17 protein-coding genes are annotated in these 24,238 nt (G+C 68.8%); 7 read left to right on the forward strand and 10 right to left on the reverse strand.

What is annotated here, in order from left to right:
* Positions 1-21: 21 nt before the first annotated feature.
* Positions 22-4,329 (forward strand): type VII secretion EssC family protein, encoded by a 4,308-nt coding sequence (locus DQ353_RS11135; RefSeq protein WP_113762828.1) that lies wholly within the window; start codon positions 22-24, stop codon positions 4,327-4,329.
* An 18-nt stretch (positions 4,330-4,347) separates the two neighbouring features.
* Here the strand turns inward: DQ353_RS11135 and DQ353_RS11140 are convergent, their stop codons facing one another.
* From DQ353_RS11140 to DQ353_RS11165, 6 genes are all read right to left on the reverse strand, one after another.
* A complete protein-coding gene (locus DQ353_RS11140; RefSeq protein WP_113762829.1) occupies positions 4,348-6,318 on the reverse strand; it encodes a serine/threonine-protein kinase in 1,971 nt (656 codons plus the stop codon).
* 100 nt (positions 6,319-6,418) lie between these two features.
* On the reverse strand, positions 6,419-6,838 hold the full coding sequence (locus DQ353_RS11145; RefSeq protein WP_113762830.1) for a DUF3151 domain-containing protein: 420 nt from the start codon (positions 6,836-6,838) through the stop codon (positions 6,419-6,421).
* A 2-nt stretch (positions 6,839-6,840) separates the two neighbouring features.
* A complete protein-coding gene (gene fbaA / locus DQ353_RS11150) occupies positions 6,841-7,863 on the reverse strand; it encodes a class II fructose-bisphosphate aldolase (protein ID WP_113762831.1) in 1,023 nt (340 codons plus the stop codon).
* Between the two features lie 155 nt (positions 7,864-8,018).
* On the reverse strand, positions 8,019-9,776 hold the full coding sequence (locus tag DQ353_RS11155) for a M23 family metallopeptidase (protein WP_181578347.1): 1,758 nt from the start codon (positions 9,774-9,776) through the stop codon (positions 8,019-8,021).
* A 552-nt stretch (positions 9,777-10,328) separates the two neighbouring features.
* Positions 10,329-11,720, reverse strand: a complete 1,392-nt coding sequence (locus DQ353_RS11160; RefSeq protein ID WP_113762833.1) for a M23 family metallopeptidase — start codon at positions 11,718-11,720, stop codon at positions 10,329-10,331.
* A 204-nt stretch (positions 11,721-11,924) separates the two neighbouring features.
* On the reverse strand, positions 11,925-12,599 hold the full coding sequence (locus DQ353_RS11165) for a TrmH family RNA methyltransferase (RefSeq protein WP_502696395.1): 675 nt from the start codon (positions 12,597-12,599) through the stop codon (positions 11,925-11,927).
* A gap of 155 nt (positions 12,600-12,754) precedes the next feature.
* Here DQ353_RS11165 and corA point away from each other — a divergent pair, with 155 nt between their 5' ends.
* Both corA and DQ353_RS11175 read left to right on the forward strand, forming a co-directional pair.
* Entirely contained in the window at positions 12,755-13,762 is a 1,008-nt protein-coding gene (gene corA, locus DQ353_RS11170) for a magnesium/cobalt transporter CorA (protein WP_113762834.1), read from the forward strand.
* A gap of 134 nt (positions 13,763-13,896) precedes the next feature.
* On the forward strand, positions 13,897-14,691 hold the full coding sequence (locus DQ353_RS11175) for an HAD-IIA family hydrolase (protein WP_113762914.1): 795 nt from the start codon (positions 13,897-13,899) through the stop codon (positions 14,689-14,691).
* A gap of 73 nt (positions 14,692-14,764) precedes the next feature.
* Here DQ353_RS11175 and DQ353_RS11180 read toward each other — a convergent pair whose 3' ends face one another.
* The 3 genes from DQ353_RS11180 to DQ353_RS11190 form a co-directional block, all read right to left on the reverse strand.
* Positions 14,765-15,970: an amidohydrolase family protein gene (locus tag DQ353_RS11180; protein WP_113762835.1), complete on the reverse strand. Its 1,206-nt coding sequence runs from the start codon at positions 15,968-15,970 to the stop codon at positions 14,765-14,767.
* Positions 15,971-16,049: 79 nt separating this feature from the next.
* Entirely contained in the window at positions 16,050-17,312 is a 1,263-nt protein-coding gene (locus DQ353_RS11185) for an MFS transporter (RefSeq protein WP_181578348.1), read from the reverse strand.
* Between the two features lie 70 nt (positions 17,313-17,382).
* A complete protein-coding gene (locus DQ353_RS11190) occupies positions 17,383-17,736 on the reverse strand; it encodes an ArsR/SmtB family transcription factor (RefSeq protein WP_113762837.1) in 354 nt (117 codons plus the stop codon).
* Between the two features lie 156 nt (positions 17,737-17,892).
* Between DQ353_RS11190 and DQ353_RS11195 the strand changes: the two genes are divergently transcribed.
* Genes DQ353_RS11195 through DQ353_RS11210 form a run of 4 tightly spaced genes read left to right on the forward strand, consistent with a single transcriptional unit; the run spans position 17,893 to position 22,925 of the window.
* Positions 17,893-19,521 (forward strand): ABC transporter substrate-binding protein, encoded by a 1,629-nt coding sequence (locus DQ353_RS11195; RefSeq protein ID WP_286166768.1) that lies wholly within the window; start codon positions 17,893-17,895, stop codon positions 19,519-19,521.
* Positions 19,503-20,531: an ABC transporter permease gene (locus tag DQ353_RS11200; protein ID WP_286166769.1), complete on the forward strand. Its 1,029-nt coding sequence runs from the start codon at positions 19,503-19,505 to the stop codon at positions 20,529-20,531. The genes DQ353_RS11195 and DQ353_RS11200 overlap by 19 nt, the downstream gene beginning before the upstream one ends.
* Positions 20,524-22,170 carry an ABC transporter permease subunit gene (locus tag DQ353_RS11205; RefSeq protein WP_113762840.1) on the forward strand — a complete coding sequence of 549 codons (1,647 nt, stop codon included), beginning with the start codon at positions 20,524-20,526 and terminating at the stop codon, positions 22,168-22,170. The genes DQ353_RS11200 and DQ353_RS11205 overlap by 8 nt, the downstream gene beginning before the upstream one ends.
* A complete protein-coding gene (locus DQ353_RS11210; RefSeq protein ID WP_113762841.1) occupies positions 22,167-22,925 on the forward strand; it encodes an ABC transporter ATP-binding protein in 759 nt (252 codons plus the stop codon). Before DQ353_RS11205 ends, DQ353_RS11210 begins: the two co-directional genes overlap by 4 nt.
* Here DQ353_RS11210 and DQ353_RS11215 read toward each other — a convergent pair.
* Positions 22,917-24,017: an ECF transporter S component gene (locus DQ353_RS11215; RefSeq protein ID WP_113762842.1), complete on the reverse strand. Its 1,101-nt coding sequence runs from the start codon at positions 24,015-24,017 to the stop codon at positions 22,917-22,919. The two genes, DQ353_RS11210 and DQ353_RS11215, sit on opposite strands and share 9 nt — an antisense overlap.
* Between the last annotated feature and the right edge of the window lie 221 nt (positions 24,018-24,238).

Raw genomic sequence — 24,238 nt, forward strand, 5'->3', positions numbered from 1 at the left:
CCCCAACGAAAGGAGCGCGCGGTGCGCGTGCTGATCCGGACCGATGGCCAGCGGCTTGACCGGGAGCTGGGCAGCTTCGCTCCCGCCACGACGCTCGCGCAGCTACTGGTTTCCGCCGGCGCCGCCGCCCCGGCCCCCGGTTCCACGCTCTACGTGGACGCCGCCGCGGTGCCCGCCGACACCCCGCTTGCCGAGTTGCTGCTGCTGGAGGGCAGCACCATCTCCTTGGCCCCGGTCCCACGCCCGGAGCCGCTGCGCGGCTGGAGCGCCACGGTCTCCGGTGGCCTGGAAGCCGGGACCATCGTCCCGCTGCCGGCCCACCGCCCGCTGGTCATCGGCCGCTCCCCGCAGGCGGATCTGGTGCTGGGAACCGAAAGCGCCTCCTGGAACCACGCCAGCGTGCAGCTAGAGGGCGAGGGAGTGCGCGTGCGGGACGCCGGCTCGACCAACGGCACGCTGCTGGCCGGGGAACCGGTTGACCAGGACGGCGTACTGCTCACCGCGCCGGCCACCCTGCTCATGGGCGGGACGACGGTGCTGCTGCGCCCGGGGCTCGTCGAAAGCCTCGCCCCGGAACCCGGGTCGCTGCACAACCTCACCCCCGCCGCCACCGCGCCCTTCAACCGGCCCCCGCGCCCCGGCAACCCGCCGGAACCCGATCCGCTGTCCGCACCGGTGCGCAAGGACGTCCCGCCGGCCTCCAAGTTCAGCTACATCACGGTGCTGGCCCCGTTGCTGCTGGCCGGGGCCATGGTCCTGATGCTCGGGGACGCCCGCTTCGCGATGTTCGCCGCGCTGAGCCCGGTCATGGCCGTGGGAATGTTCTTCGAGCAGAAGCACCGCCGGAAAAGAAACCTCAAGGAAGAGGACGAGCGGTTCACCGTGGCCCTGGCCGACTTCGCCGCCGAGGTCGCCGACGCTGCAGCTGCCCAGGGAACCCGCCGCCACGCACGGATCCCCGACCCTGCAACGGTGCTGCGCATCGCCGCGCTGCCCACCACCGCGCTGTGGCAGCGCAGAAACGGTTCCCCGGGGTTCCTGGCGTTGAACGCCGGGACCGGGGACGTGCCCTGGGCCCCGAAGCTCGATGGCCGTGGTGCCCCGGTGCCCGACAAGCTGGTCCGCGAGGCCCTGGAAGCCAGCCGGATCCCCGCCGCACCGGTGCTGGTGGACCTCACCGACGCCGGGGTCGTGGGCATCGTCGGGGACCGCGCCGGCGCCTTGGCGCTGGCCCGCTCGCTGCTCACCCAGGCCGCGGTGCACGCCGGGCCGGCGGACCTGTCCGTCGCGGTGTTCTGCGACCGCGGGCGCCACGAGGACTGGGCGTGGGCCTCCTGGCTGCCGCACACCCGCCGGCCGGGCACCGCCGAACGCTGGCTGTCCGATGACCGCAAGCGCAGCGCCGCCCTGCTGCGGGCCCTGCGCGAGTCCCTGGACGAATCCCCGGGCGGAACCACCTTGCTGGTGCTCGATTCCGAGGTGCTCACCGAGGGCCGCGATGCCCCGGCGCGCGAGCTGCTGGGCCACGGACGCCCCATCCCGGGTCTGGGCACCCGCGGCCCGGCGCAGGGGGCGCGGGTGGGCGGCATCGTGATCGCCGCCTCCGAGCAACAGCTGCCCGCCTCCTGCACCACCGTCATCACCGTCGGCGCCGATGCCGCCGCCTCGGTGCACGACCTCGGCGAGCTCACTTTCGTTCCCGACGTGGTGCTCTCCGGCCTCGGCCTTGGGGCAGCCGAGCGCTGCGCCATGGACCTGGCCCGCTTTGAGGATCCCGAGCTGGTGGTCCCAGGCGCGGCCCTGCCCTCCCTGGTGCGCCTGCCCGAGCTGCCCGGCATGCCGGCGCCCGACGCGGAGTCGATCCGCGCGGCGTGGGCCAAGGCCAAGGGGTTCTCCGCCCCCATCGGCACCTCCGAGTCCGGGACGTTGTCCCTGGATTTGGTCAAGGACGGGCCGCACGGGCTGGTCGGCGGCACCACAGGTTCGGGCAAAAGCGAATTCTTGCGCTCGCTGGTCGCCGGGCTCGCGGCCCGCAACGACGCCACCAGGCTGAACTTCATCCTCATCGACTTCAAGGGCGGCGCCGCGTTCGCCGCCTGCGAGGGGCTGCCGCACACCATCGGCACCATCTCCAACCTCGACGAGCAGCTGGCCGATCGGGCCCTGCGCTCCCTCGAGGCGGAGATGGCCCGGCGCCAGCGCATCTTCGCCTCGGCCGGGGAGGACATCGACAACCTCGACGCCTACCTGGCAACCAACCCGGAAGAGACCATGCCGCGGCTGCTGTTGGTGGTCGACGAGTTCGCGATGCTCGCCAAGGACTTCCCCGAGGTGCTCTCCTCGCTGGTCTCGGTCGCCGCGGTCGGGCGAACCCTGGGCGTGCACATGATCCTGGCGACCCAGCGACCCGCCGGGGTGGTCAATGATGACATCCTGGCCAACACCAACCTGCGCGTGGCGCTGCGCGTGCAAAGCCGCGACGATTCCTCCAACGTCATCGGCGTCCCGGCGGCGGCGGGCATCACCCGCGCGCAGACCGGGCGGGCCTACATCAAGCTGGGACAGGACGAGATCACCGGCGTGCAGACTGCATTGGTCACCGGGCGCGCCTCCCGGGCCGATTCCACCGAGCTGGTGCTCCACGAGATCGGGCACTTCGGGCATCGGGCACCCGTCCAGGCCCCGGCCCCGGGCGCCGAGTCCGGGGCCAGCGACCTGGATGAGCTCATCGAGGCCATCAACGAAGCCCACCAGGCTGCGGGCTTCGGGGTGCCGCGGCCCGTGTGGCCCGTGGCGCTGGGAGAACGCGTCGCCCTGGCCGGCTTCGGCCCCGCGGACGAGGCTGCCGAAGCTGCGCCGGGGCACCGGACCTCCGGGGTTCCGGTGGTCGGAGCGGTGCGCGGGCGCTGCATCGAGGTTGCATTGAAGGACGAGCCGGAGGCCCAACGCCAGCGTCCGGCCGGCTGGGACCTGGCGAGGGGCAACCTGCTGCTGCTGGGCATCGCCGGGTCTGGCACCAGCACCACGCTGGCTTCCCTGGCCCTGGCCGCCGCGGCCGCCACCGATCCCCAGGACCTTGACCTGCTGGTGCTGGACACCGGTTCCCGCGCCTTGGCCCCGCTGACTGCCCTGCCGCACACTTCCGCGTACGTGGGCACCGGCCCCGGATCCAGGGAACAGCAGGCCCGCTTCCTGCGCCACCTGCGCACCGAGCTTCTCCGCCGCCGCGCGGATCCCGAGGTGCGCCGCGAAACACTGGTGCTCATAGACGGGCTGGCCACGCTGCGCGACGAATTCGCCGACTACGACGGGCAGGGCCTGCTTGACGCGCTGAACCGCGCCTACGCCGACGGTCCGGCCCTAGGCCTGCACTTCGCCGTGTCCACGACCCGGGCCAAGGCGGTGCCCTCGGCCATCGACGAGGTCACCATCCAGAAGTGGCTCTACCGGCTGGCAGACCCCTACGACTACTCGGCCCTGGGCGTGCGCGGGTCCAACGTCCCGGCCGCGGTCCCCGGCCGCTGCGTCGATGCCGGATCGCTGCGCCAGATGCATGTCGCCACCCCCGGCATCTCTCTGGCCGCCGCCGTGGAGCGGGTGGCGGCGCGCTGGGCGGATGCGGAGCAGAAGCCCGCGGCCATCGGCAGGCTGCCCGGGGAACTCACGGTCGGCCAGCTCGGCGTGCCGGCTTCGCTGGCCGGCGAGCCGTGGCGCTTCCCGGTCGGGTTGCGCGAGGAGGACCTGGCCCCGGGCGTGCTGGAGGTCTACGAGGGCGAGCACGTGCTCATCTCCGGGCCCTCACGCTCGGGCAAGTCCACGCTGCTGCTGGGCCTGGCCGAGTCGATCCGCGCCGCGGCCACTGCCGATGGGCAGCCCGTGGCGCTCTGGGGCGCCTGCGACAGGCGCTCCCCGCTGGCCACCGCGGACCTGGACCGCGTGGCGGTGGGTCCGGAGGACCTGCCGGCGCTGCTGGCCTCGATCCGGCTCGAGCGCGGGCCCGTGGTACTGCTCATCGACGACGCGGAGCGCTTCGAGGACTCCGATGCGTCCCTGGCCAACCTGCTGGCCTCCTCGGCCCGGGTCTGCGTGATCGCCGCGGGCCGCGCGGCGGACCTGCGGGGGCTGTATGCGCACTGGACCAAGGCGCTGCGCAAGTCGCGCTGCGGGGTGCTGCTGGTCCCCGACGTCGACTACGATGGCGAGCTGCTCGGGGTGACCCTGCCGCGCCGGGCTCCGGTGGCGGTGACCCCGGGGCGCGGCTACCTCTGTGTCGGCGGGGCCCCGGCCTTCATTCAGGCCATGCGTCCGGGCGCCGCAAGCGACGACTGAAACGTGCCGGGGCCCGGGTCAGTCGCGGGTGGTGATGGAAAACGGTTCGCTGGCCAGGTCGGTGAAGTTCCCGACCCCGGCCCGCAGGATGCAGCTCGGGGAGACCGTCAGCGCGGTGACCACCAGCCCGTCGGCGGAAACCGCCAGGGAGCCGGAGCAGCCGTCGGAGAAGCGCACCCCTTCCTCTCCCCCGGCGACAGCGGCGAGCATCGCCGAGGCCTTGCCAGTGGACGGGGAGGTGTACAGCGGGTTCAGCAGGTCCTCGCCCCCGGGCCACACCGGCACCAGGGTGACAGGCAAGGCCGTCTGGCTCACGGTGCGCGCCGAAGTGGTGACCAGGATGTCGCGCAGGCGCTGCACCGGGTATGCGGGGCCGGCCGCCGCGGGATCCGAGACCGCCGCGGTGGTGGCCGCGGCAGCGCCCTTGAGCCATAGTTCCAGGGCGTTCCCGTCGGATAGTTCCACGGGGATCGTTGCGCGCAACTGGATGCTGCCCTTGGCCGGGATGCCGACCCCGGCAAGGCTCCAGCCGCAGGGTGCGTCGATGCCGGTCAGGCTCGGTTGGTTGCGGGTCGCCCCGGACTTTTCCCAGCGCGCCGGCGGGCAGGAAGCTGCGGCGGAGGCACCGGGAAGCACCTCGAGGAAGGGCCCGGACAGCGGCGCCTTCTGCGCCGTGTAGGTGATCTCCAGCGAGACCTCGCGGGCCTGGGCGTCATAACGGGCACTGCGGCCGATCGACAGCCCGGAGGGCAGCGGGGCGTCCTGCTGGTTCGCGGAGGAATCGGCCACCGGTGCCGCGGCCGGGGCCTTCGGTGTGGCCAGCGCCAGGGCGCCGACAGTGATCGCGACGGCCGCCATGAGCCCGGCTGCGATCCACATGGTGGCCTTCCCGCCCAGCCACGCCGGGGGCCGGCGTGCGGTGCGTGAGGCGGCGGGTGCAGCATCGACGCCGGGGAATTCCACGGGCCGGGAGATGGAGCGGATCACGGTGTGCCCGGCGGCCGGTCCGAGCTCCGGAAGCGCGGAGGCGGGCAGGCCGGTGCCCGGTGCGGAGCTGGGCTCTGGCTGCAAACCCGCCCCGCGCAGCACCGTCGCCGGGCGCTGCATCGGCTCGAACTCCCCGGGTTCCTCGGCCACCGGCAACTGCGGCAGGTCGGCGTGGCGGGCGGCCAACCGGCGCAGCCATGCGGCGGCCTCGGGCGCGCCGGGCCGTCGGTGCGGGTCCTTGCCGAGCAGCGCCTCGAGCGCCTCCCATAATTCGTCGGGTACCGGAAGGCGCGGCGGCATCGTGGTCACGTGGCGGTAGGCAAGGGTGAAGTCGGTGCCGGTCCCGGCGAACGGGGTCCGTCCGGCCAGCAGCTCGTAGAGCATGATCCCGGTGGCGTAGAGGTCTGCGGCAGGCCCGACCTCGCCGGAGCTGAGCAGTTCGGGCGGCATGTAGGCGGGGGTGCCGACCAGGCCGGTGGTGTGCCTGGCCCGCTCGCGCATGACCGCGGCGATGCCGAAGTCCGAGACGCGCACCGCGTTGGCGAGCCCCGGGGTCCATGGTTCGGCCAGCAGCACGTTGTCGGGCTTGATGTCCCGGTGCGCGGTGTTTCGGGTGTGCGCGTACGCGAGCGCGTCAAGCACCTCGGCGCAGAGCACCAGGGCGTCCGCCGCGGGCAGCGTGCGGTGTTCCAGCAGCAGATCGCGCAGCGAGCCACCGGGCACCAGGTCCATGAGGATGGCTAACCGATCGCCCTCGACGACCAGATCCCGGACCATGACGATGTTAGGGTGCCGCAGCCCCAGCAACACCGAGCGTTCCTTCACGAAGCGTTCCACCAGGGCCGGGTCGTGCGCGTGTTCCGGGCGCAGCACCTTGGCCGCGAGGTCGGTCCCGCCCGAGGGCGCACTGACCCGCCACACCTCGCCGACGGCGCCGGAGCCGAGGGGTTCGACGAAGCGGTAGGAGGCGCCGAGCGCGTCACCGGGCTGCACGTTTGCCATGTTTCGTTGCTTGCTCCTTGGTTAAGCAGCAATTGTTCGTGCCGGACCACAAGGTCGGCACGAACAATTGCTGCCCGGGGCCCCGCAGGGGGCTGCGGGACTACTCGGCTTCGAGCGCGGCTACGGCCAGCGGATCGGAGTCGTTGAGGAAGCGGCCGATGCGGTCGACTTCCTCGGCCTCGCCGATGGCCGCGGCGGCACGCTGCAGCGCGTAGAGCGAACGTAGGAATCCGCGGTTGGGCTCATGCGTCCACGGCACCGGGCCTTGGCCGCGCCAGCCGGCCTTGCGCAGGGCGTCCAGTCCGCGGTGGTAGCCCACGCGGGCGTAGGCGTAGGACTCGACGATACGGCCCTCGGCGTGCGCCTCGTTGGCCAGCAGCGCCCAGCCGGTCGAGGATGCCGGGAAGGCCGCGGCGATGTCCACGGCTTCGTCTCCGGCCCCAAGCCGCGCGTTGACCTCGGTTTCCTCCGGCAACAGCGTTGCGGGGATGCCCAGCAGGTTTGCTCCAAGATCGGCCATGGTTATTTCAGGGCCTTTCCGGCGGAGCCGAGCTGCTGCGCGGCCTCCACGATGCGGGCGGCCATGGACTCTTCGGCCTTGGCACCCCAGACGCGCGGATCGTAGGCCTTCTTGTTGCCGACCTCGCCGTCGACCTTCAGCACGCCGTCGTAGTTGGAGAACATGTGTCCAGCGACCGGGCGGGTGAAGGCATACTGGGTGTCGGTGTCGATGTTCATCTTGATGACGCCGTAGGAGACGGCGTCGGAAATTTCCTTGGCCGAGGAGCCGGAGCCGCCGTGGAAGACCAGGTCGAACGGGTTGGCCTTGCCGATCTTGGCGCCGACCTTTTCCTGGATGTCCTTGAGCAGCTCGGGGCGCAGCTTGACGTTGCCCGGCTTGTAGATGCCGTGCACGTTGCCGAAGGTCAGCGCGGTGATGTAGCGGCCCTGCTCGCCGGAGCCCAGTGCGGCAACGGTGGCCAGGGCGTCTTCGACGGTGGAGTAGAGCTTGTCGTTGATGGCGTTTTCCACGCCGTCTTCCTCGCCTCCGACGGCCCCGATCTCGACCTCGAGGATCTGCTTGGCGGCGGTGGTGCGCGGCAGCAGTTCCGCGGCGATGCGCAGGTTCTCTTCAAGGGTTTCGGCGGAGCCGTCCCACATGTGGGAGTTGAAGAACGGGTTGCGTCCGGCGGCGACCTCGGCCTCGGATGCGGCCAGCAGCGGCAGCACGAAGTCCTCGAGCTTGTCGGCCGGGCAGTGGTCGGTGTGCAGGGCAATGTTCACGCCGTAGCTCTTGGCCACTTCGCGTGCGAAGGCGGCAAAAGCCAGGGAGCCGGTGACCATGTTCTTCACCGAGGAACCCGACCAGTAGGCTGCACCGCCGGTGGACACCTGGATGATTCCGTCGGATTCGGCCTCGGCGAAGCCGCGGATGGCGGCGTTCAGGGTCTGCGACGACGTCACGTTGACTGCGGGGAAGGCGTAGCCGCCGGCCTTCGCAGAATCAATCATGGCGTTGTACTGTTCCGGGGTTGCGATGGGCATACTGACTCCTATGTAGATAAGGAATGTGTGGGGAGTAGACCTCGTTGGCTACCTCCATCCTAGCTACTTGTGTGCTGGATCGCTCACGGGATGACGTACCGGCCCGGAGGGTGACATGCCAAGGGCGCCGGTTCACGGCGCCCCTGGCATGCGATTCACTTGTCGGCGGCCGCTTCACCTCCTGTGTCGGCGAGCGCGTCGGCTGCGCTTTCGGCTGCAGGCTTGGCCACGGGTTCCGGGGCCTTGGGCTTGACTGCGTCGGCCTTTGCGGGGGCCGGTGCCGGTGCGGCGACCTTCTTCACCGGGGCAACCGGTGCCTTGGGTGCCACGGGCTTCGGCTTGGCCACGGGTGCGGCCTTGACAGCTTCGACCGGGGCCTTCGGCGCGGCGACCGGCTTGGGTGCCGGTGTGGCCACCTTCTTGACCGGAGCCGGAGCCTCTGCCTTCTTGGGCGCCGGAGCGGCGACCGTCTTGGCCTCGGGTTCCGCTGCGGGCTTCACCGGCGGCTGTTCGACGGCTGGCGCCTTCTGGACCGCGGGGGCTTCCTGGTCGGATTCCTTCTTCGCCGGTTCGATTTCGGCTGATTCCGAGGTGGTCCCGTCGTCCTTGGGAGTGGACGTCTTCGGTTCGGATTCCACCTCCGGCACTGTGCCTTCGGCCTTCGGTGCAGTTGCCCCGCCTGTTGGTCCTGTCGAGGGTTCCTCGGTCTCAGTTCCCGGAAGCGGGACCTCAAGCGTCGGAACCTCGTTCACCTCGGGCAGCGGGGCGGTCGTTTCCGGGGCCTCGGCGGTCGGCGACTCGGGTGCCGGCGTGGTTGGAGCCGGCGTGGTTTCCGGCTTCGGCTTCGGCTGAGGTGCCGGAGCCTGGGTGGTCGGTGCAGGCTTGGTGTCAGGCGTCGGTTTCACATGCGGCGCAGGCTTCGGCTGAGGGGCCGGAGCCTGGGTGGTCGGTGCAGGCTTGGTGTCAGGTGTCGGCTTCACATGCGGCGCAGGCTTCGGCTTTGCTTCCGGCTTGTGTTTTGCCGGTGGCTCAGCATTCGGTGCAGCGACCGGTGCCCGGTGCCTGATTGGCGCCGGACTTGGGTCTTGCGGGCGCGGTGCCGAGGCCCAGCGTGTCGGGAAGTCCGCCGCACCTCCCTCGGATGAGCGGGGAGCCCCGGTGTTGCGGATCGGTTCGGCAGCGATGGTGGTGCCGCGCGAATCAATCATGGGATTGGGCTGGCCCGAGATCGGAGGCAGGAAGTTCCGTGGATCGTTCCAGCGCCCATTGATGATGACCTCGAAGTGCACGTGGCAACCCGTGGAGTTCCCCGTGGTACCGCTCAACGCGATGAGCTGCCCCTGCTTGACGATGTCGCCCACCTTGGCGATGAGCCGGGAGTTGTGGCTGTAGCCGGTGCGCACGGAGGACCCGTGGTCGATGGTCACGCGCATTCCGGAATGCCCGGCCCAGGCCGACTGGATCACCACGCCGTCGGCGGATGCATACACCGGCGACCCGCACGGAACGGCGTAGTCCTGGCCGATGTGGATCTGCGTGCCTGCGCCGGTCGGGTTGTGTCGCCACCCGTACGGGCTGGTGATGTGCCGAGATGTCACCGGGTGCATGAGTTGGATGTTTCCGGGAAGCGCCCCAAGCACTCCTACGTTCTGGCCAACCATGAAGCCGGCGGCATTGGGCTGCGCTGCAGCCCCCAAACCGGAGCCGGAATGAGCTTGGAAAGCAGGGAAGGCACCGGCCGGTTCCCCGTCGCTGCCGATCCCTGAGGCGGTGCTGGTGATTCCCAGCGTCTGCCACGCGATCGCGTCTACGCCGCTGAGCAATGAGACCCTGACCGGCTGCACGTAGGCCGCGGCTTCGTAGTTCGGTGCTTGGACGGGTTGCGATGCGATTTGGTCCGCGGATAGTCCCAAGCCGGGCGCTCCCGACATCGCCACGGCCGCAGCCACGGCCAGCCCCAAGGCTGAAATTTGCGGGATCTTGTTCTTTGAACGGCCGGCTCTGCCCGGCACGGGACCCCTATTGACCTGATGTTTTTTCATCGGTAACAACCCCCTGTTGAGTCACCATGAAGTTTTTGCGCAGCCAAATGAAGGAGGTGGCCTGGCCGAGACCAGCGAGTTGTCCGTGTCACCCCAAGTAACTGAACACTTAGGCATCACCGTAACGCACGAGTGGCAAGGAATAAAGGGTTCATTCCGCAAGATCCCCAATTGATTTCACCGTGCCCAATTTTCCCGTCCTGGAAGGAATGCGGAAAAGGCGCCGATACGGGCTTGGACGGGCTTGTTTCTTGTTCGCGTGCGATGCCACGACGGGCTCACCACTCCCTGCGCAGACCTAAAAGCTACTGCCCTGTGTGGGAGCGCCCGTCACTTCATCGATGATTCCGCAGCGGGCCCCGGGGTGCGGAAATCCGTCTGCCCGCAGGGACCGGCTTCTTCGATGCGGGTGGCGTGGAATGACTACGAGGGTTGGGTTGTGGTCGGGGACGACGACAGCGTCGCAGCTGTTTCGTCACCGGTAGTCCCTGTGCCGCTTGAGGATTTCGTGCTCGGAGCCCCGAGTCCCGGATCGGACAACGTGCTTGCGGACCCGGTCGGTGCACTGGTCGCAGACGTGGTCGGCATGGAGGATTGGGACCCAGTAGATGCGCTGGACGGTGAACCGGTCAGTTCGCCAGACGGTGAATCAGTCGGTGTCGCGTTGGTCGGGGATGAGCTGGGCGGAGGAGTTGTTTCTTCGCTGGGCTCCGGCGTCGGGGTTGGTGCCGGGCTCGCGTCGGGAGTTGGCGTGGCCGAGGGTTCCGGGGATGTGTCCGATGTCGGCTTGGGAGTGGGGGTCCTGCCGGGTTTGGTCGTTTCGCTTGGCTTGGGCTCTTCGCTCGGCTTCGGCGACGCCGCTCCGTTCTCGGGGGCCTTGGTCGATGGTGCGGGCTTGGTCGGCTCCGGTATCGGTACATCGATGTCGTGGCCGTTCTCGCTTTCGCTCCGCGGTTCCCCGGTATTTCGGATGGGTTCGGCCGCGATGGTGGTCCTGCGTGAATCGACCATCGGGTTGGGTTGGCCGGGAATCAGCGGCAGGAAGTTGCGTGGATCGTTCCAGCGTCCGTTGATGATGACCTCGAAGTGCACATGGCACCCGGTCGAGTTTCCGGTGGTCCCGCTCAGGGCGATCAGCTGGCCTTGATTGACCACGTCACCGACCTTGGCAATGAGTGTCGAGTTGTGGCTGTAGCCGGTGCGCACCGAGGACCCGTGGTCGATGGTCACGCGCATGCCCGAGTGTCCCGCCCAGGCCGACTGGATGACGGTTCCGTCCGCGCTGGCATACACCGGCGACCCGCAGGCAATGGCGTAGTCCTGGCCGATGTGGATCTGGGTGCCGGCCCCGGTTGGGTTGTTCCGCCAGCCGTACGGGCTGGTGATGTGCCGGGATGAGACCGGGTGGATCAACTGGATTCCCGCGGGAAGCACACCGAGCGGGCCCACGTTTTGACCCACGAGTTGGGCGGACGCCCCGGAGGGGCCCTGCAGGGCACCGGGGCCGGAGGCGTCTGCGACCTTGACACCGGCAGCGGCGCTGGTGATGTTTTCCGATTCCCAGCGGATCGCGTCGACTCCGCCGAAGAGCCCGACCTCGACCGGCTGGCTGAAGAATGCAGCCTCCACCTGAAGAGTGGAGGCGGCCACGGGCATGGCGTGGATCTGGCGCCCGTCAAGGGCGGGGGAAACCGACAGAGCAAGTGTCGCGAGAACCGCGATCCCCAGGGCCGCGGCCTTGGGGTTTTTCGGCTTGGTGCGCAGTTCGCGCCGCGCGGGCAGCGGGAGCGGGTGGTTGACTTGGTGCTTTTTCACCAGCGGATGGCTCCGTTCACCGACTCAAGACCTTGGCCGTTGCCGGCGCGTACCTTTGGTCGTTCCCCGAAGCCTGGGTGCCGGTGGTTTCACCGGACCGTTGCACTGGATCGAACGCCCAAGGTTCACGCTAACGCACCCGGGGCGGTGAGTGAAGGGATATTCGCTAAACGTTTGGCTTTCTAGACAAACGACTACCCGAGGTTAGACCGACTGGTCGAAAACGTGCCGACGGATCCACGCATGCATGGCTATCCCGGCGGCCGAGGCGGCATTGATGGAGCGGGTGGAGCCGAATTGCTCGATCGACAGGGTGGCTTCGGCGCTTTGGTGGACTTCCTCGCTCAGGCCCGGGCCTTCCTGGCCGAAGACCAGCACGCAATTGCGCGGCAGCTCGTAGGTTTCCAGCTTCTGGGAATCCGGGAAGATGTCGATCCCGATGATCGCCAGGCCTTCTCCCTTGGCCCAGACAACGAAGTCCTCGACCGTGGGGTGGTGACGCACGTGCTGGTAGCGGTCGGTGACCATCGCCCCGCGCTTGTTCCAGCGCCGGCGTCCGATGATATGCACTTCCTTGGCCAGGAATGCGTTGGCGGTGCGCACGACTGTGCCGATGTTCATGTCGTGCTGCCAGTTCTCGATGGCGATGTGGAAGTCGTGGCGGCGCGCGTCCAGGTCCGCGACGATCGCCTCCATGCTCCAGTAGCGGTACTTGTCCGCCACGTTGCGCCGGTCCCCGGTTTCCAGCAGCTCGGCATCGAAGTGGTCACCGGAAGGCAGCTCGCCCTCCCACGGGCCAACGCCCACCTCGGGGCGCTCCTCATGGACGGGATCGTACTCGGTGGGCTCTGGTGCGGGGGTTTCAAGGGCGGAAGTCACCTCTTAAGGGTAGTCGCCAATCCCTCCACGCCGGATCCCGGGTGCTGCGCTGCGCTTCCGGAGCGCCGCGCCCGCACCCGGCCGGTTGATGGCAAACTGGCCTAAGGCACTTTTGGTCCGCCGGGAATCCCCGGCCCGGCAAGCAAGGAGGATCCATGCCCATCATTGACAATGCGATTTACGTTTCGGGCAAGCGCGTGATCCATCCGCCGGATCTCAGCTCCACGTTCGAGTCCATGAAGGAGTGCGGCGGCATGGCCTGGCTCGGGCTCTACCGTCCCGACATGGACGAAATGCAGGAGGTTGCCGCGGAGCTTGGCCTGCACGAGCTGGCAGTGGAAGACACCCTCTCCGGCCACCAGCGCCCCAAGCTGGAGCACTACGGCGACCACCTCTTCGTGGTCTTGCGCCCGGCCCGTTACATCGACGAGTCCGAAAAGGTCGAGTTCGGGGAGTTGCACGTCTATGTCGGGGTCGACTTCGTGGTCACCGTCCGCCATGCCGAGTCGCCCAAGCTGGCCCAAGTGCGCCAGCGGCTCGAGGATGAGCCGGGGCTGCTGGGCATTGGTCCGGCAGCGGTCCTCTACGCGGTCCTTGACCAGGTCGTTGACGAATACGAGCCGGTGTTTGCCGGACTGAGCAACGACATCGATGAGATCGAGGACCAGCTGTTCTCCGGGACCTCCCACGTCTCGCGGCGGATCTACGAACTGTCCCGGGAAGTCATCGAATTCCAGCGCGCGCTGGCACCGCTGGACGACGTGCTGGCCCGCTTGCGCAGGGACTTCCGGCTCAGCGACATCTCCGAGGAAGACGCCCTGGAACTTGACCGCAAGCTCATCGACGTCCAGGACCATGCGATCCGGCTCACCGAGCGCATCACCTCCTTCCGGGCCCTGCTGACCAATGCCCTGTCGCTGTCCTCGACCCTGGCCTCGCAGCGGGCCACCGAGGCCGGTCTGGCGCAGAACGAGCAGATGAAGAAGATTTCCTCATGGGCAGCGATCATTTTCGCCCCGAGCCTGGTCACGGGAATCTACGGCATGAACTTCAAGCACATGCCGGAACTGGAATTCAGCTTTGGCTATCCGGCAGCGATCGGGCTGATGCTGGCACTGGCCGTGAGCCTCTTTGCCATTTTCAAGAAGAACAATTGGTTATAGCCTCCGCAATCCCCGCCCACGGCCGCGGAACCTGAAAGACTGGTTCTCAGCAGGTTGTCTCTTGAAAGGAACACCCACTCGTGCCAACGCATGAACCACGCAACGTCCACGACATTGAATGCTGGCTCACGGACATGGACGGGGTGCTGGTCCACGAGAACCAGGCCATCGACGGTGCCGCAGACATGATCGAGCATTGGGTCTCCACCGGCAAGCGCTTCCTGGTGCTGACCAACAACTCCATCTACACCCCGCGCGACCTGCGCGCCCGGCTGCTGTCCTCCGGGCTCGATGTCCCCGAGGCGAACATCTGGACCTCGGCCATGGCCACCGCGGAGTTCCTGCGCCGCCAGCGCCCGGGCGGACGCGCCTTCGTGATCGGCGAAGCCGGGCTGACCACCGCGCTGCACGAAGCCGGGTTCATCCTCACCGACCAGGAGCCCGAGTACGTGGTGCTGGGCGAAACCCGCACCTACTCCTTCGAGGCCATCACCAAGGCCATCCGGCTGATTGCCGCGGGCGCCCGGTTCATCACCACCAACCCGGATGCCACCGGCCCCTCGCCGGAGGGGTTGCTTCCGGCCACCGGATCGGTGGCAGCACTGATCACCCAGGCCACGGGCCGCGACCCGTATGTGGTGGGCAAGCCGAACCCGATGATGTTCCGCTCGGCCCTGAACCGGATCGACGCGCATTCGGAGACCACCGCAATGATCGGGGACCGCATGGACACCGACATCATTGCCGGGATGGAGGCCGGGCTGCTGACCATCCTGGTGCACACCGGGATCACCAAGCCCGGCGACGTGGCTTCGTTCCCGTTCCGCCCGGACCTTGAGCACGATTCGGTGGCAGACATCCTGGCCGAGCTTCGAGAGGGGCGCGACACCCACCACGCGGGCCCGGCCTCGGGACCGCACGAACACTAGGCAGCACCCCGGCACCAGAAGCGGCAGTGCCCCGCATGGGGTACTGCCGCTCTCCATCAAGGATCAGGTCCTCCTAGAGCATCTCCAGCTGGTCCGCCACGACCCGGCCGTCATGGATGACGGTGCGGTCGGCGCCGCGGTCCATGACGGCGCTGGTAACCGTCTCCCCCGCAAGCAACACGATGTCCGCCCGGTCCCCGACAGCCAGTCCCGGACGGTCGCTGGTCGAGCGCAACCGGCCCAGGCTCCGGTCCATGATCCCTGCCCCGCCCCACGTGGCAATGGCCGCGGCGTGTTCGATCATTTCGTCCTGCCGCAACCCGTGGGTGAAGGCCAGCTGCCAGGTGCGCGAGAGCAGGTCGCAGTCCCCGTAGGGGCTCCAGTAGTCGCGTTGCCCGTCCTCGCCGAGCCCCACCCTGATGCCGGCTACGGTCATGGCCGCAAGGTTGAATTGCTTGCCCGAGGTGGCCGGGGCAACCGTGGCCCAGGAGATGTCCAGGGCGCCCATCTGCTCGATGACCCGTGCGGTGGCAGCCTCCGAGACGTTCCCCAGCTCGTAGGCGTGCGAGAGCGTCACCCTGCCCTCCATGCCCAGGGCGCGGGTGCGTTCCATGACCAGTTCGGTGCTGAAGTGCGCCAGGTGCCCGGGCTCGTGCAGGTGGATGTCGACGTCCACCTGGTATTTCTCTGCCAGCCCGAACACGATGTCCAGGTGCCGCACCGGGTCCCGGTCCAGCTGGCACGGGTCGATGCCTCCCATGACCGTGGCCCCGAGCTTCAACGACTCCTCCAGGTAGTGCACGGTGCCGGGTTCGCGCAGCAGCCCGGCCTGCGGGAACGCCATGATCTGCACGTCGGCGCAGTCCGCGAATTTTTCCTTGGCGGCGAGCACCGCCTCGAACTTCTCAAGCTTGCAATCGACATCGATCTGCGCATAGCTGCGCACCCGGGTGGTGCCGTGGGCAATCATGCGTTGCAGGGTTTCGGCGACCCGTTCGGGCAGCGGGACCTCGGCCTTGCGCCAGTTGTGCCGGTCGTTGAGCATCATGCCCCAGACCCCCGGGGCCCCGGTGTGTTCGCGGAAGGGCAGCCCGATCCGGGTCGAGTCCAGGTGCACATGGACGTCGGAGAACGCTGGAAGTGCCAGCCGCCCGCGGCCCTCGAGACCCCCGGCCGCCGGGGGCTGCGGGTTGTGCGGGGATACGGAGCCGATCACCCCGTCGGTGATTTCAAGGTCCACCGCTTCGTTTCCCCATGGCCTCACGTTGCTGATAAGCACTGCGCATTTCCCCTTTGCTGGTTGCCTGCCGCATTCCTTCGGCACCACCTCCCCAACTCTTCCACGCGGGAATCGCCGGTCAAGGCATTTGGGGTGGCGTTGCCTGGTCTTCTTCCCCGTGGCTGCCGGCGGTCGCAATGTGGGTCATGGATTTCCAGACCAACAGCAGGATGATGAACGAGCCGAAGAACCCGAACCAGAACGGCGCCCGGTAGCTGAGCACCTGGCCCAGCACGCCGCCGAGCAGGGAACCGGTGGCGATGCCGCCGATGCTGCCAAGCATGTACACCGAGTTGATCCGGCCGCGCAGCCGATCGGGCACCGCCCGCTGGCGCACCGTGGAGGAGACCGAGCCCCAGACCAGTGCGTGGATGCCAAAGAGGAACAGGATGGCCATGGCCAGCCATGCCTGGTGGGTGAGCACCAGGGCCAGATGGGTGACGGTTTCCAGGACCAGTCCGGTGCGCAGCAAGGTGGCGTAGCTGAACCTGCGTTCCAACCACGGGAAGAGCAGGGATCCAATGATGCCGCCCACGGCGCTCGCGCTCATCAGCAGTCCGTAGCCGATGTCACCAAGTGCCAGCTGGTCCGTCGCATAGAGCACCAGCATCGCGAATGTTGCCCCGAAGGTGACATTGAAGCAGGTGATCAGGATCGCCAGGGTGCGCACGGCAAAGTGCCTGCGCATCCAGCCGAGTCCCTCACGGACCTCCAGCAACATCGAGCTGCCCGGCGCACCGGCGGTTCCGCGTGCCGGCAGCGGGAGGGCCACCTTGGAGTAGAGCACCACGGCCAGGGCCAGCAGCGCGGCAAATCCCGCGTAGGGAAGCGAGTGGGAAATCGCGAAGAGCATGGCTCCCAGCGGCGGGCCGGCCAGTTGGTTGGTCACGGTGATGGTGCCAAAGAGCCGCGAGTTGGCCAGCCCCAGCTGGGCGCTGGGCACCAGCGTGGGGATCAGCGAGGTGGATGCGTTGTCGGCAAAGGCCTCCGCGGTGCCCAGCAGGAACAGGCATCCGTAGAGCACCGGCAGGCCCAGCGCCCCGGAGAAGATGATGGAGGCCAATGAAATGATCACCAGCATCCGCAGGAGGTTGACCACGATCATGAGCTTGCGCCGGTCCACCCGGTCCACCACGGCACCCGCGAGCAGCCCGAAAAGCACCCAGGGGATCTGCTGCGCGAAGGGTGCGAGGGCCACGGCCAGCGGGTCGCGGGTGATGGTGGTGACCAGCAGGGGTCCCGCGGCCAACAGCATGCCGTCGCCGAGGTTGCTGGTCGCCGCACCGGCCCACAGCCAGCGGAAGGGAACCGGCAGCGATGAAGACGGTTGCTTGGTGGTCACGAGCTCCAGCGTACGTGTTACCCCGGCTCCAGGCGTTGGCGTGCCAAAATGCCCGTTGGGAGATTCCCCGTCAGTGCTGCGGGTGCTCGGGGTGCAATTCCGAATGCGGCGCCTGCATCTGGTGCAGCAGCCGGTGGACATCGGGGTGGGTCAGGGTCCAGCGGCGGTAGCGGCCGTCGGCGCGCACGCTCACCACGCCCGCCTTGTGCAAGGTGGCCAGTGCCTGGGTGACGGTGTTGGCGCCAAGTGCCGTGGCGGCGGCCAGCTGGCTGACCGAGGAATCCGGGGCGGCATGCATGGCGATGAGGATCTTCATCCGCGTGGCATCCGCAACCAGGGCAAAGACGTCGATCCAGTCGGGCATGTTTGGCTCCGAGGCGGCCACCGCGTCCGCCCCGATCTTGCTGTGTTCCGATTCCGGCATGCGGTCCTCTCCTTCCCTTCGTTGCGGGCTGGTGCCCAAGCTCACCGGACCCATTCCCCGAACCCTTCATCTGTCTGTCCGGACAGATGTACAGTAGGGGCGTTGCCGCATCCCGTTTGTCCGCCGGCGACCTGGATGAAAGGCCTAAACCCGAACGTGCGCAATCCACAACGCCTGACGACGCTGGCCTTTCTTGCCTCCATCCTATTGGTCGGCACCGGTTGCGCGCCCGCAGCGCCCGGGTCCGGCGGGGCAGAGCCCGCCCAGCCCTCGCTGGCCCTGCTCACCGCAGCCCTTCCCGAGACGCTTAACCCGCTGGCCGGATTCGACAACAACGGCACGGGCAAGATCAACGAATCCCTCTACACCCTCACGGGATCATCCGACCGCTTGCCGCAAATCACGCCCCTGCTGGCAGCGGGTGAACCAACTGTTTCCGCCGATGCGCGCACGTGGACGGTTCCGCTGCGCCAGGATGCCCGGTTCAGCGACGGAACCACCTTTGATGCCGCGGATGTCGTGGCAAGCTACGAGGCCATCATGGATCCGGCGAGCGCCTCGCCGATCTTCGGCACGCTTTCCAACGTCTTGGACGTCAAGGCCCTGGACCCGCACACCGTCGAATTCACGCTGCGCGAATCCCAGGTCTCCTTCAAGACGGCCATGCTCATCGGCGTTGCCCCGTCCGAGGCCATCGCACCCGGCCAACGGGTCGAGGAATCGTCCCTGAACCGCGAACCGGTGGGCACCGGCCCCTACGTGGTGGATTCGATCGGGCCCTCTCGCCTGGTCCTGGTGGCCAACCCGGAATACCGCGACGGGGAGGCCGCGCTCAAGCGCGTCATCTATGAGGCCGCACCCGATGACAACGCCCGGGCCCAGCGCATGCTGGCCGGCGAATTCGACGGAACCGTCCTGCCCCCGCGACTGGCGGCCACCTTCGCGGCCAACCCCGAATTCGAACAGGTAACGGCCACCTCCGCGGACTGGCGCGGACTTTCCCTTCCTGCCGGCAACCCGCTGACTTCCGACCCCAAGGTGCGCCTGGCACTGAACCTTGCGGTGGACCGGCAGGCGCTGGTCGACGGGGTGCTGGCCGGCGCCGGGCGCCCGGCACACACCTTCGTCCCGGCCGAGTACGGGGACGCGTTCGACCCCGCGGCCGTCTTTGCCCACGACCCGCAACGCGCCACACAGCTGCTGGACGAGGCCGGCTGGGTCCTCGGGGACGATTCCATGCGGGCCAAGGACGGGATCCCGGCCGCGTTCACGCTCATGTACAACCCCGGGGACGTACTGCGCCGGGACCTGTCCCTGGCCTTCTCCGCCCAGATGAAGCAGCTGGGCATCGACGTTCCTGTCGAGGCGGCGACCTTCGAGACGGCCGAGCCGCGGGCGGGCACCGACGCGATCATGCTCGGCGGCGGCGACACCCCCTACGACGTGGACACCCAGCTGTACAAGATGCTGCATTCCTCCTACCCGGCCACCGGCGCCTACTACGACAACCCGAGCAGGTTCGCCGATCCGGCCATGGACCGGGCCCTGGAAACCGGGCGCACCACCCTGGATGAAGCCAAGCGGGCCGCCGCGTACCGCGAGGTGGCGCGCCTCTACGTCACCGAGCCCTCGATGGTCCTGCTCGCGTTCATCGACCACACCTACATCCAGCGCACCTCCGTCTCCGAGGCCTGGGCCGGCACCGGGACGCTGCTCGAACCCCACGACCACGGCACCGCATGGGGCCCGTGGGTCAAGATCGGCCAATGGGTCCCGAAGCAATGAGCACGCCCTGCCCGCCGGCGGGCACCCAACGGCGCCGCTCGCGTGCCGGCGAGGCATTCTCCCTGCTCGGACGCCGGGCGCTGGTCGGGGTCCCTGCCACGGCGGCGATCACCGCGGCGGTCTTCTGGCTCGCGTCCCTGGCCCCCTTCAACCCCCTGGCCCTGTACATGGGCACGCAATACGAGCACGCGACCCCGGAGGCGCGCGCGCAGCTGGCTGCCGAGCTGGGGCTCAACGACGCCTGGTACGCGATCTGGGGGCGCTGGGCATCCGGCGCCCTGCACGGGGAATGGGGAACCTCGCGGCTCTTTGGCCAGCCGGTGGTCGACGTGGTTTCCGAACGCCTCCCCTACACCGCGTTGCTGGTGGGGCTCGGGCTTCTGGTCGCCCTTGTGCTCTCGGTTCTGCTGGCGGTGGGCGCAGCCCGGCGCCCGGGCTCCCTGGTTGAGGCCGTGGCCCTGGGCCTGGTGCACATTGCCCAGGCGATCCCGCCCTTCGTCCTGGGCTTGGTGGCCATCGCCGTCTTTGCGATCGGCCTGGGCATGCCGGCCGGCGGCGCCGCATCGGGCGGGGCCGACCCCACGCCCGCGGGCCTTGCCCTGCACCTGGTGCTGCCCGTGGGCGTGCTGGCGGTGACCCTGCTGCCGTGGCTGGTGCTGAACCTGCGGGCATCGCTGCTCGAGGCGCTGGAATCCGATGCGGTGCTGGCCGCGTGCGGCCGCGGGCTGGCCGAGTTCACGGTGCTGCGCACCCACGTGCTTCCGGTGGCGTTGCTGCCGTTCATGACGGTGGTGGGTTCCAGGCTGGGCGAACTGGTCACCGGGGCGCTGCTCATCGAGGCGGTGTTCTCCTGGCCCGGTCTGGCTTCGGCCACGGTGTCCTCGGCGACCGCCGGCGACTTCCCGCTGCTGGCCGCGGTGACCGCGCTGACCTGCGCGGCGGTCTTTGCCGGCTCCGCGCTGGCCGACGCCTGCTATCTGCTGCTTGATCCGCGGGTGAGCGATGTCTAGGCCCCGCCCCCTGCCCCTGGTGCTGCTGGGGCTTGCCCTCGCCTACGCCGTGCTGGTCCCGTGGCTGCAACCCCTGGATCCACGCGCGGTGGACCTTTCCGCGGTGCTGCAAGCCCCCTCCGGGGAGCATTTCTTCGGCACCGACCAATTGGGCCGGGACGTATGGATTCGTGCGGCCCAGGGCCTGCGCATGTCCCTGCTGCTGGCGCTGGGCGCCTCGGTGTTCTCCACGGTGCTCGGTGTGGGCGTGGGGCTGCTGGCCGCCTGGCGCGGGGGGATCGTCGACCGCATTGCCATGCGCCTGGTGGACACCACCAACGCCCTGCCGCACCTGCTGCTGGCGGTGGTCATCGTGGCCCTGTGGCGTGGGCAATGGTGGGCCATCGTGCTGTCCATTGCGTTGACCCACTGGACGCAGGTGGCACGGATCGTGCGCTCGCGGTTGCTGGCCGAGCGCACGGCCGACTACGTGCAGCTGGCCCGGGCCTCGGGCGCCTCGACCGCCGCCATCTGGTGCACCCACCTGGTTCCCGCGGTTGCACCGCAGGCCGCCATCGCGCTGGTGCTGCAGCTGCCCCATGCCATATGGCATGAAAGCTCGCTCTCCTTCCTGGGCGTGGGGCTTCCGCCCGAATCCGCATCGCTGGGCCTGCTGCTGGAGGATGCCCGCGGGGGGCTGCTGGCCGGGGCCTGGTGGCAGCTGGTGTTCCCCGCCGGGCTGCTGGTACTGGTCAGCTGGTGCACCGCTTCGATGATCGACACCGCGGGGATGTCCAGGCGCCGCCGCCGGCTGTCCCGGTTCCGCGGACGAGGTTCCGGGGCAAAGCCGGCCGCAACCCCGCCCGCTGCGGCCAGCCGCGCTGCCTCGGACCATGCTCCCGGCGGTCCGGCGATCCTGGTTTCCGGACTGGACGTCCGGCTCCCCTCAACCACCGACCCGCAGGAAACCTCGCTGGTGCTCAAGGGGATCGATTACCGGGCCGAGGCGGGGTGCATCAATGTCATCCTGGGGGCCTCGGGGGCGGGCAAGTCCCTGCTGCTGCGGACCCTGGTTGGGCTGCTGCCGGCCGGTGCCCGGTTCACGGGAAACATCGCGCTCAACGCGCAGGCACTGGATGCGGCCGGGCTGGCCGCCGCGCGGGGCGCCGACACCGTCCTGGTGCCGGGATCCTCCGGCACCGCGCTGAACCCCGTGCGCAGTGTTGCCGCGCAGATGCGGCAAACACTCAAGGCTTCAGGGCGGCCCTGTTCCCCCGCCGAGGTCTTGGCGGCGCTCGAGGCGGCGGCCGTCGACGGCTCGCTGGCGCAACGCCACCCCCACGAGCTTTCCGGCGGACAGGCACAGCGGGTGGCCCTGGCGCTGGGCGTTGCCGTGGGCCCACGGATCCTGCTGGTGGACGAGCCGACCAGCGCATTGGATGGTGAAACGGTTGGCCTCATCGAAAAGCTTCTGCGGGCCCGGGCAGCGGCGGGCACGACCGTCGTCATGGTCACCCACGACCTCGAGCTGGCCCGCCGCATCGCCGACCACGTGGCGGTCCTCCGGGACGGGCGGGTCGTCGAATCCGGCCCCGCCGCCGAGGTGCTGGCCAACCCGGCGCATCCGGAGACCGGCGTGCTGCTGGGGGCGCCGGCATGAGCCTGGAACTGAGGGATGTCTCCTACACGCACCCCGGGACCGAACCGGCTGCCGGGAGGCTGCTTGACGGGCTGGACCTAGCCGTGGGCGCGGGGGAAGTCACCGGACTCTGCGCCCCCTCGGGTGCCGGCAAGTCGACGCTGCTGCGCATTGCCGCCTTGATGGTGACCGCGGATGCGGGGACCGTGCTCATCAACGGGCAGGGCTTTGCCCCCGGCGCCCGGGTACCGCGGGAGGTTCGCCGATCCGTGGGAGTGGTGCTGCAGTCCCCGCGCGCCGCAGCCGATCCCCGGATGCGCCTCGATGCCCTGATTTGTGCTCCGCTGGCCTTTCGCGAGGGTTCCTGGCGTCCGCATCCGCGGCGCCATGCCGGGCGCCTGGCCGAGCTGGCCGAGCTGGCGCAGCTGGATCCGGCGCTCCTGCACCGCTACCCGCATCAGGTCTCGGACGGCCAGCTCCAGCGGGCCCTGGTGGCCCGCGCCCTGGCGTTGGACCCTGACGTGTTGGTCTGCGACGAACCCACGGCCCAGCTCGACGCCGGGTCCACCGCCGCAATCCTGCGGGTGCTGTCCGATCGTGCCGCGGCCGGGGCCGCGGTGCTCATTGCCTCGCACGATACCGCCGCCCTGTCGGGGATCGCCGACAGGATGGTGGACCTGGCCGGGATCAACCGTGCAGGAGTTCTTGCCGGGCGCGCCCAGGGCCGGCATGCCGCCCGGTGGACGGGCTCCGGACAGGGAGACGGCTCAAGGTGAATCGGCGACCTGTTTCGGGCCGCCCCTCCGGGCCCCGGGCTCCGACGCCTGGAGCACCAGGTTGGCGGGCCAGGGACGGGAACCATGCCCGGCACCGCGGACGGGGTTGCCGACCGCCTTCAAATGGAGCATCACGTCGGCGCTCAGGGTGTCGTAGAACGGAACCTCGATCCATCGACGCACGGCACCCAGCGCACCAAGGACAATGAAGCCGGTCAGCAGCTTGTCGGCCAACGAATGAACCACATTCGACCCCAGGACGGCCACGGACAGCGGGTTGCCCATCTCCGCGAGGTTCCGGGTGGTGGTCTCCGAGGCGTGGCCGGTTCCGCCGTTGAACAGCAGGACCAGCAACGCGGTTGCGACCACCGAACAGCTGAGGGCGACAAGGACATTCAGCAACAGGTACCTGGGGAAGGTCCGGCACAGCCGCAGACGGCGTGCCCCGTATCCCCACACCAGGGCGCCAACGATGTTGACCAGCGCGAAGGCAATCGATGAAGAGTCGGTGATGCCCAGGCCAATGGCGTTGGTTGACAATCCCACGGCCACGCCCGCCCACGGGCCAAGCGCGATCGCGGCTATCGCCGTGCCCACCATGTCGAAATAGAGCGGCAGCCCCAAAGTGGCCACGATGGCGAACCCCAAGACGTTCAATCCGATGCATGCCAAAATCAGCATAAACTTTCGGCCTCTTGCCGGAGCCGCCGTTTCGACCACCGCGGGCCGGGGGCCCACCGGGCCCGATCCAGGCACGACGGCCGGTGCCGCTGGTGGGTTCTTCCTGGCCAGAAGGCACCGTTCCTCCCACTGTGCGGCCTCGATTTCGGAGGCCCCGAGAACGCGGGCGATTTCGCCGACAAGCTGGGGGTTGACCCGCGTCCGTCCGGCCCGGAAGGCGTCGTAGACGGTGGTGCGGGCGGGACGGGCATTGCCGGCGTCCACGCCCCTGCGTTCCCGGTGGGCGGCAATGCGTCGAACGATCTCGGCATAGGAAACGTCGCCCGCGACGAAGCGCAATTGCTGCAGGTCCTGCGCGATTTCGTCATACGATCCCACAGGCGCGCCCACGGCGCGGGGTTGGTCGGTCATTCGGTCCTCTTCGGCCACGGGCGCGCATCCCGCGCCATGCGTCACCTGCAATCTTAGGCATGCGATGGCTTGACTGGGAACGTTGTGACGAGCCTTGTGGCAGATTCGGCTTTGTTCGGGCTTGTTCGAGAATCGGCAGTTCGGTCCTTTTCGCTTGCCGCGTCAGCTATCTTGATATTCGGGTGCCTGCCAAAGGTCCAAAGCCAGGCATCTCGATCTTG

Source organism: Arthrobacter sp. AQ5-05, from assembly GCF_003287975.1.
GTDB lineage: Bacteria > Actinomycetota > Actinomycetes > Actinomycetales > Micrococcaceae > Paeniglutamicibacter.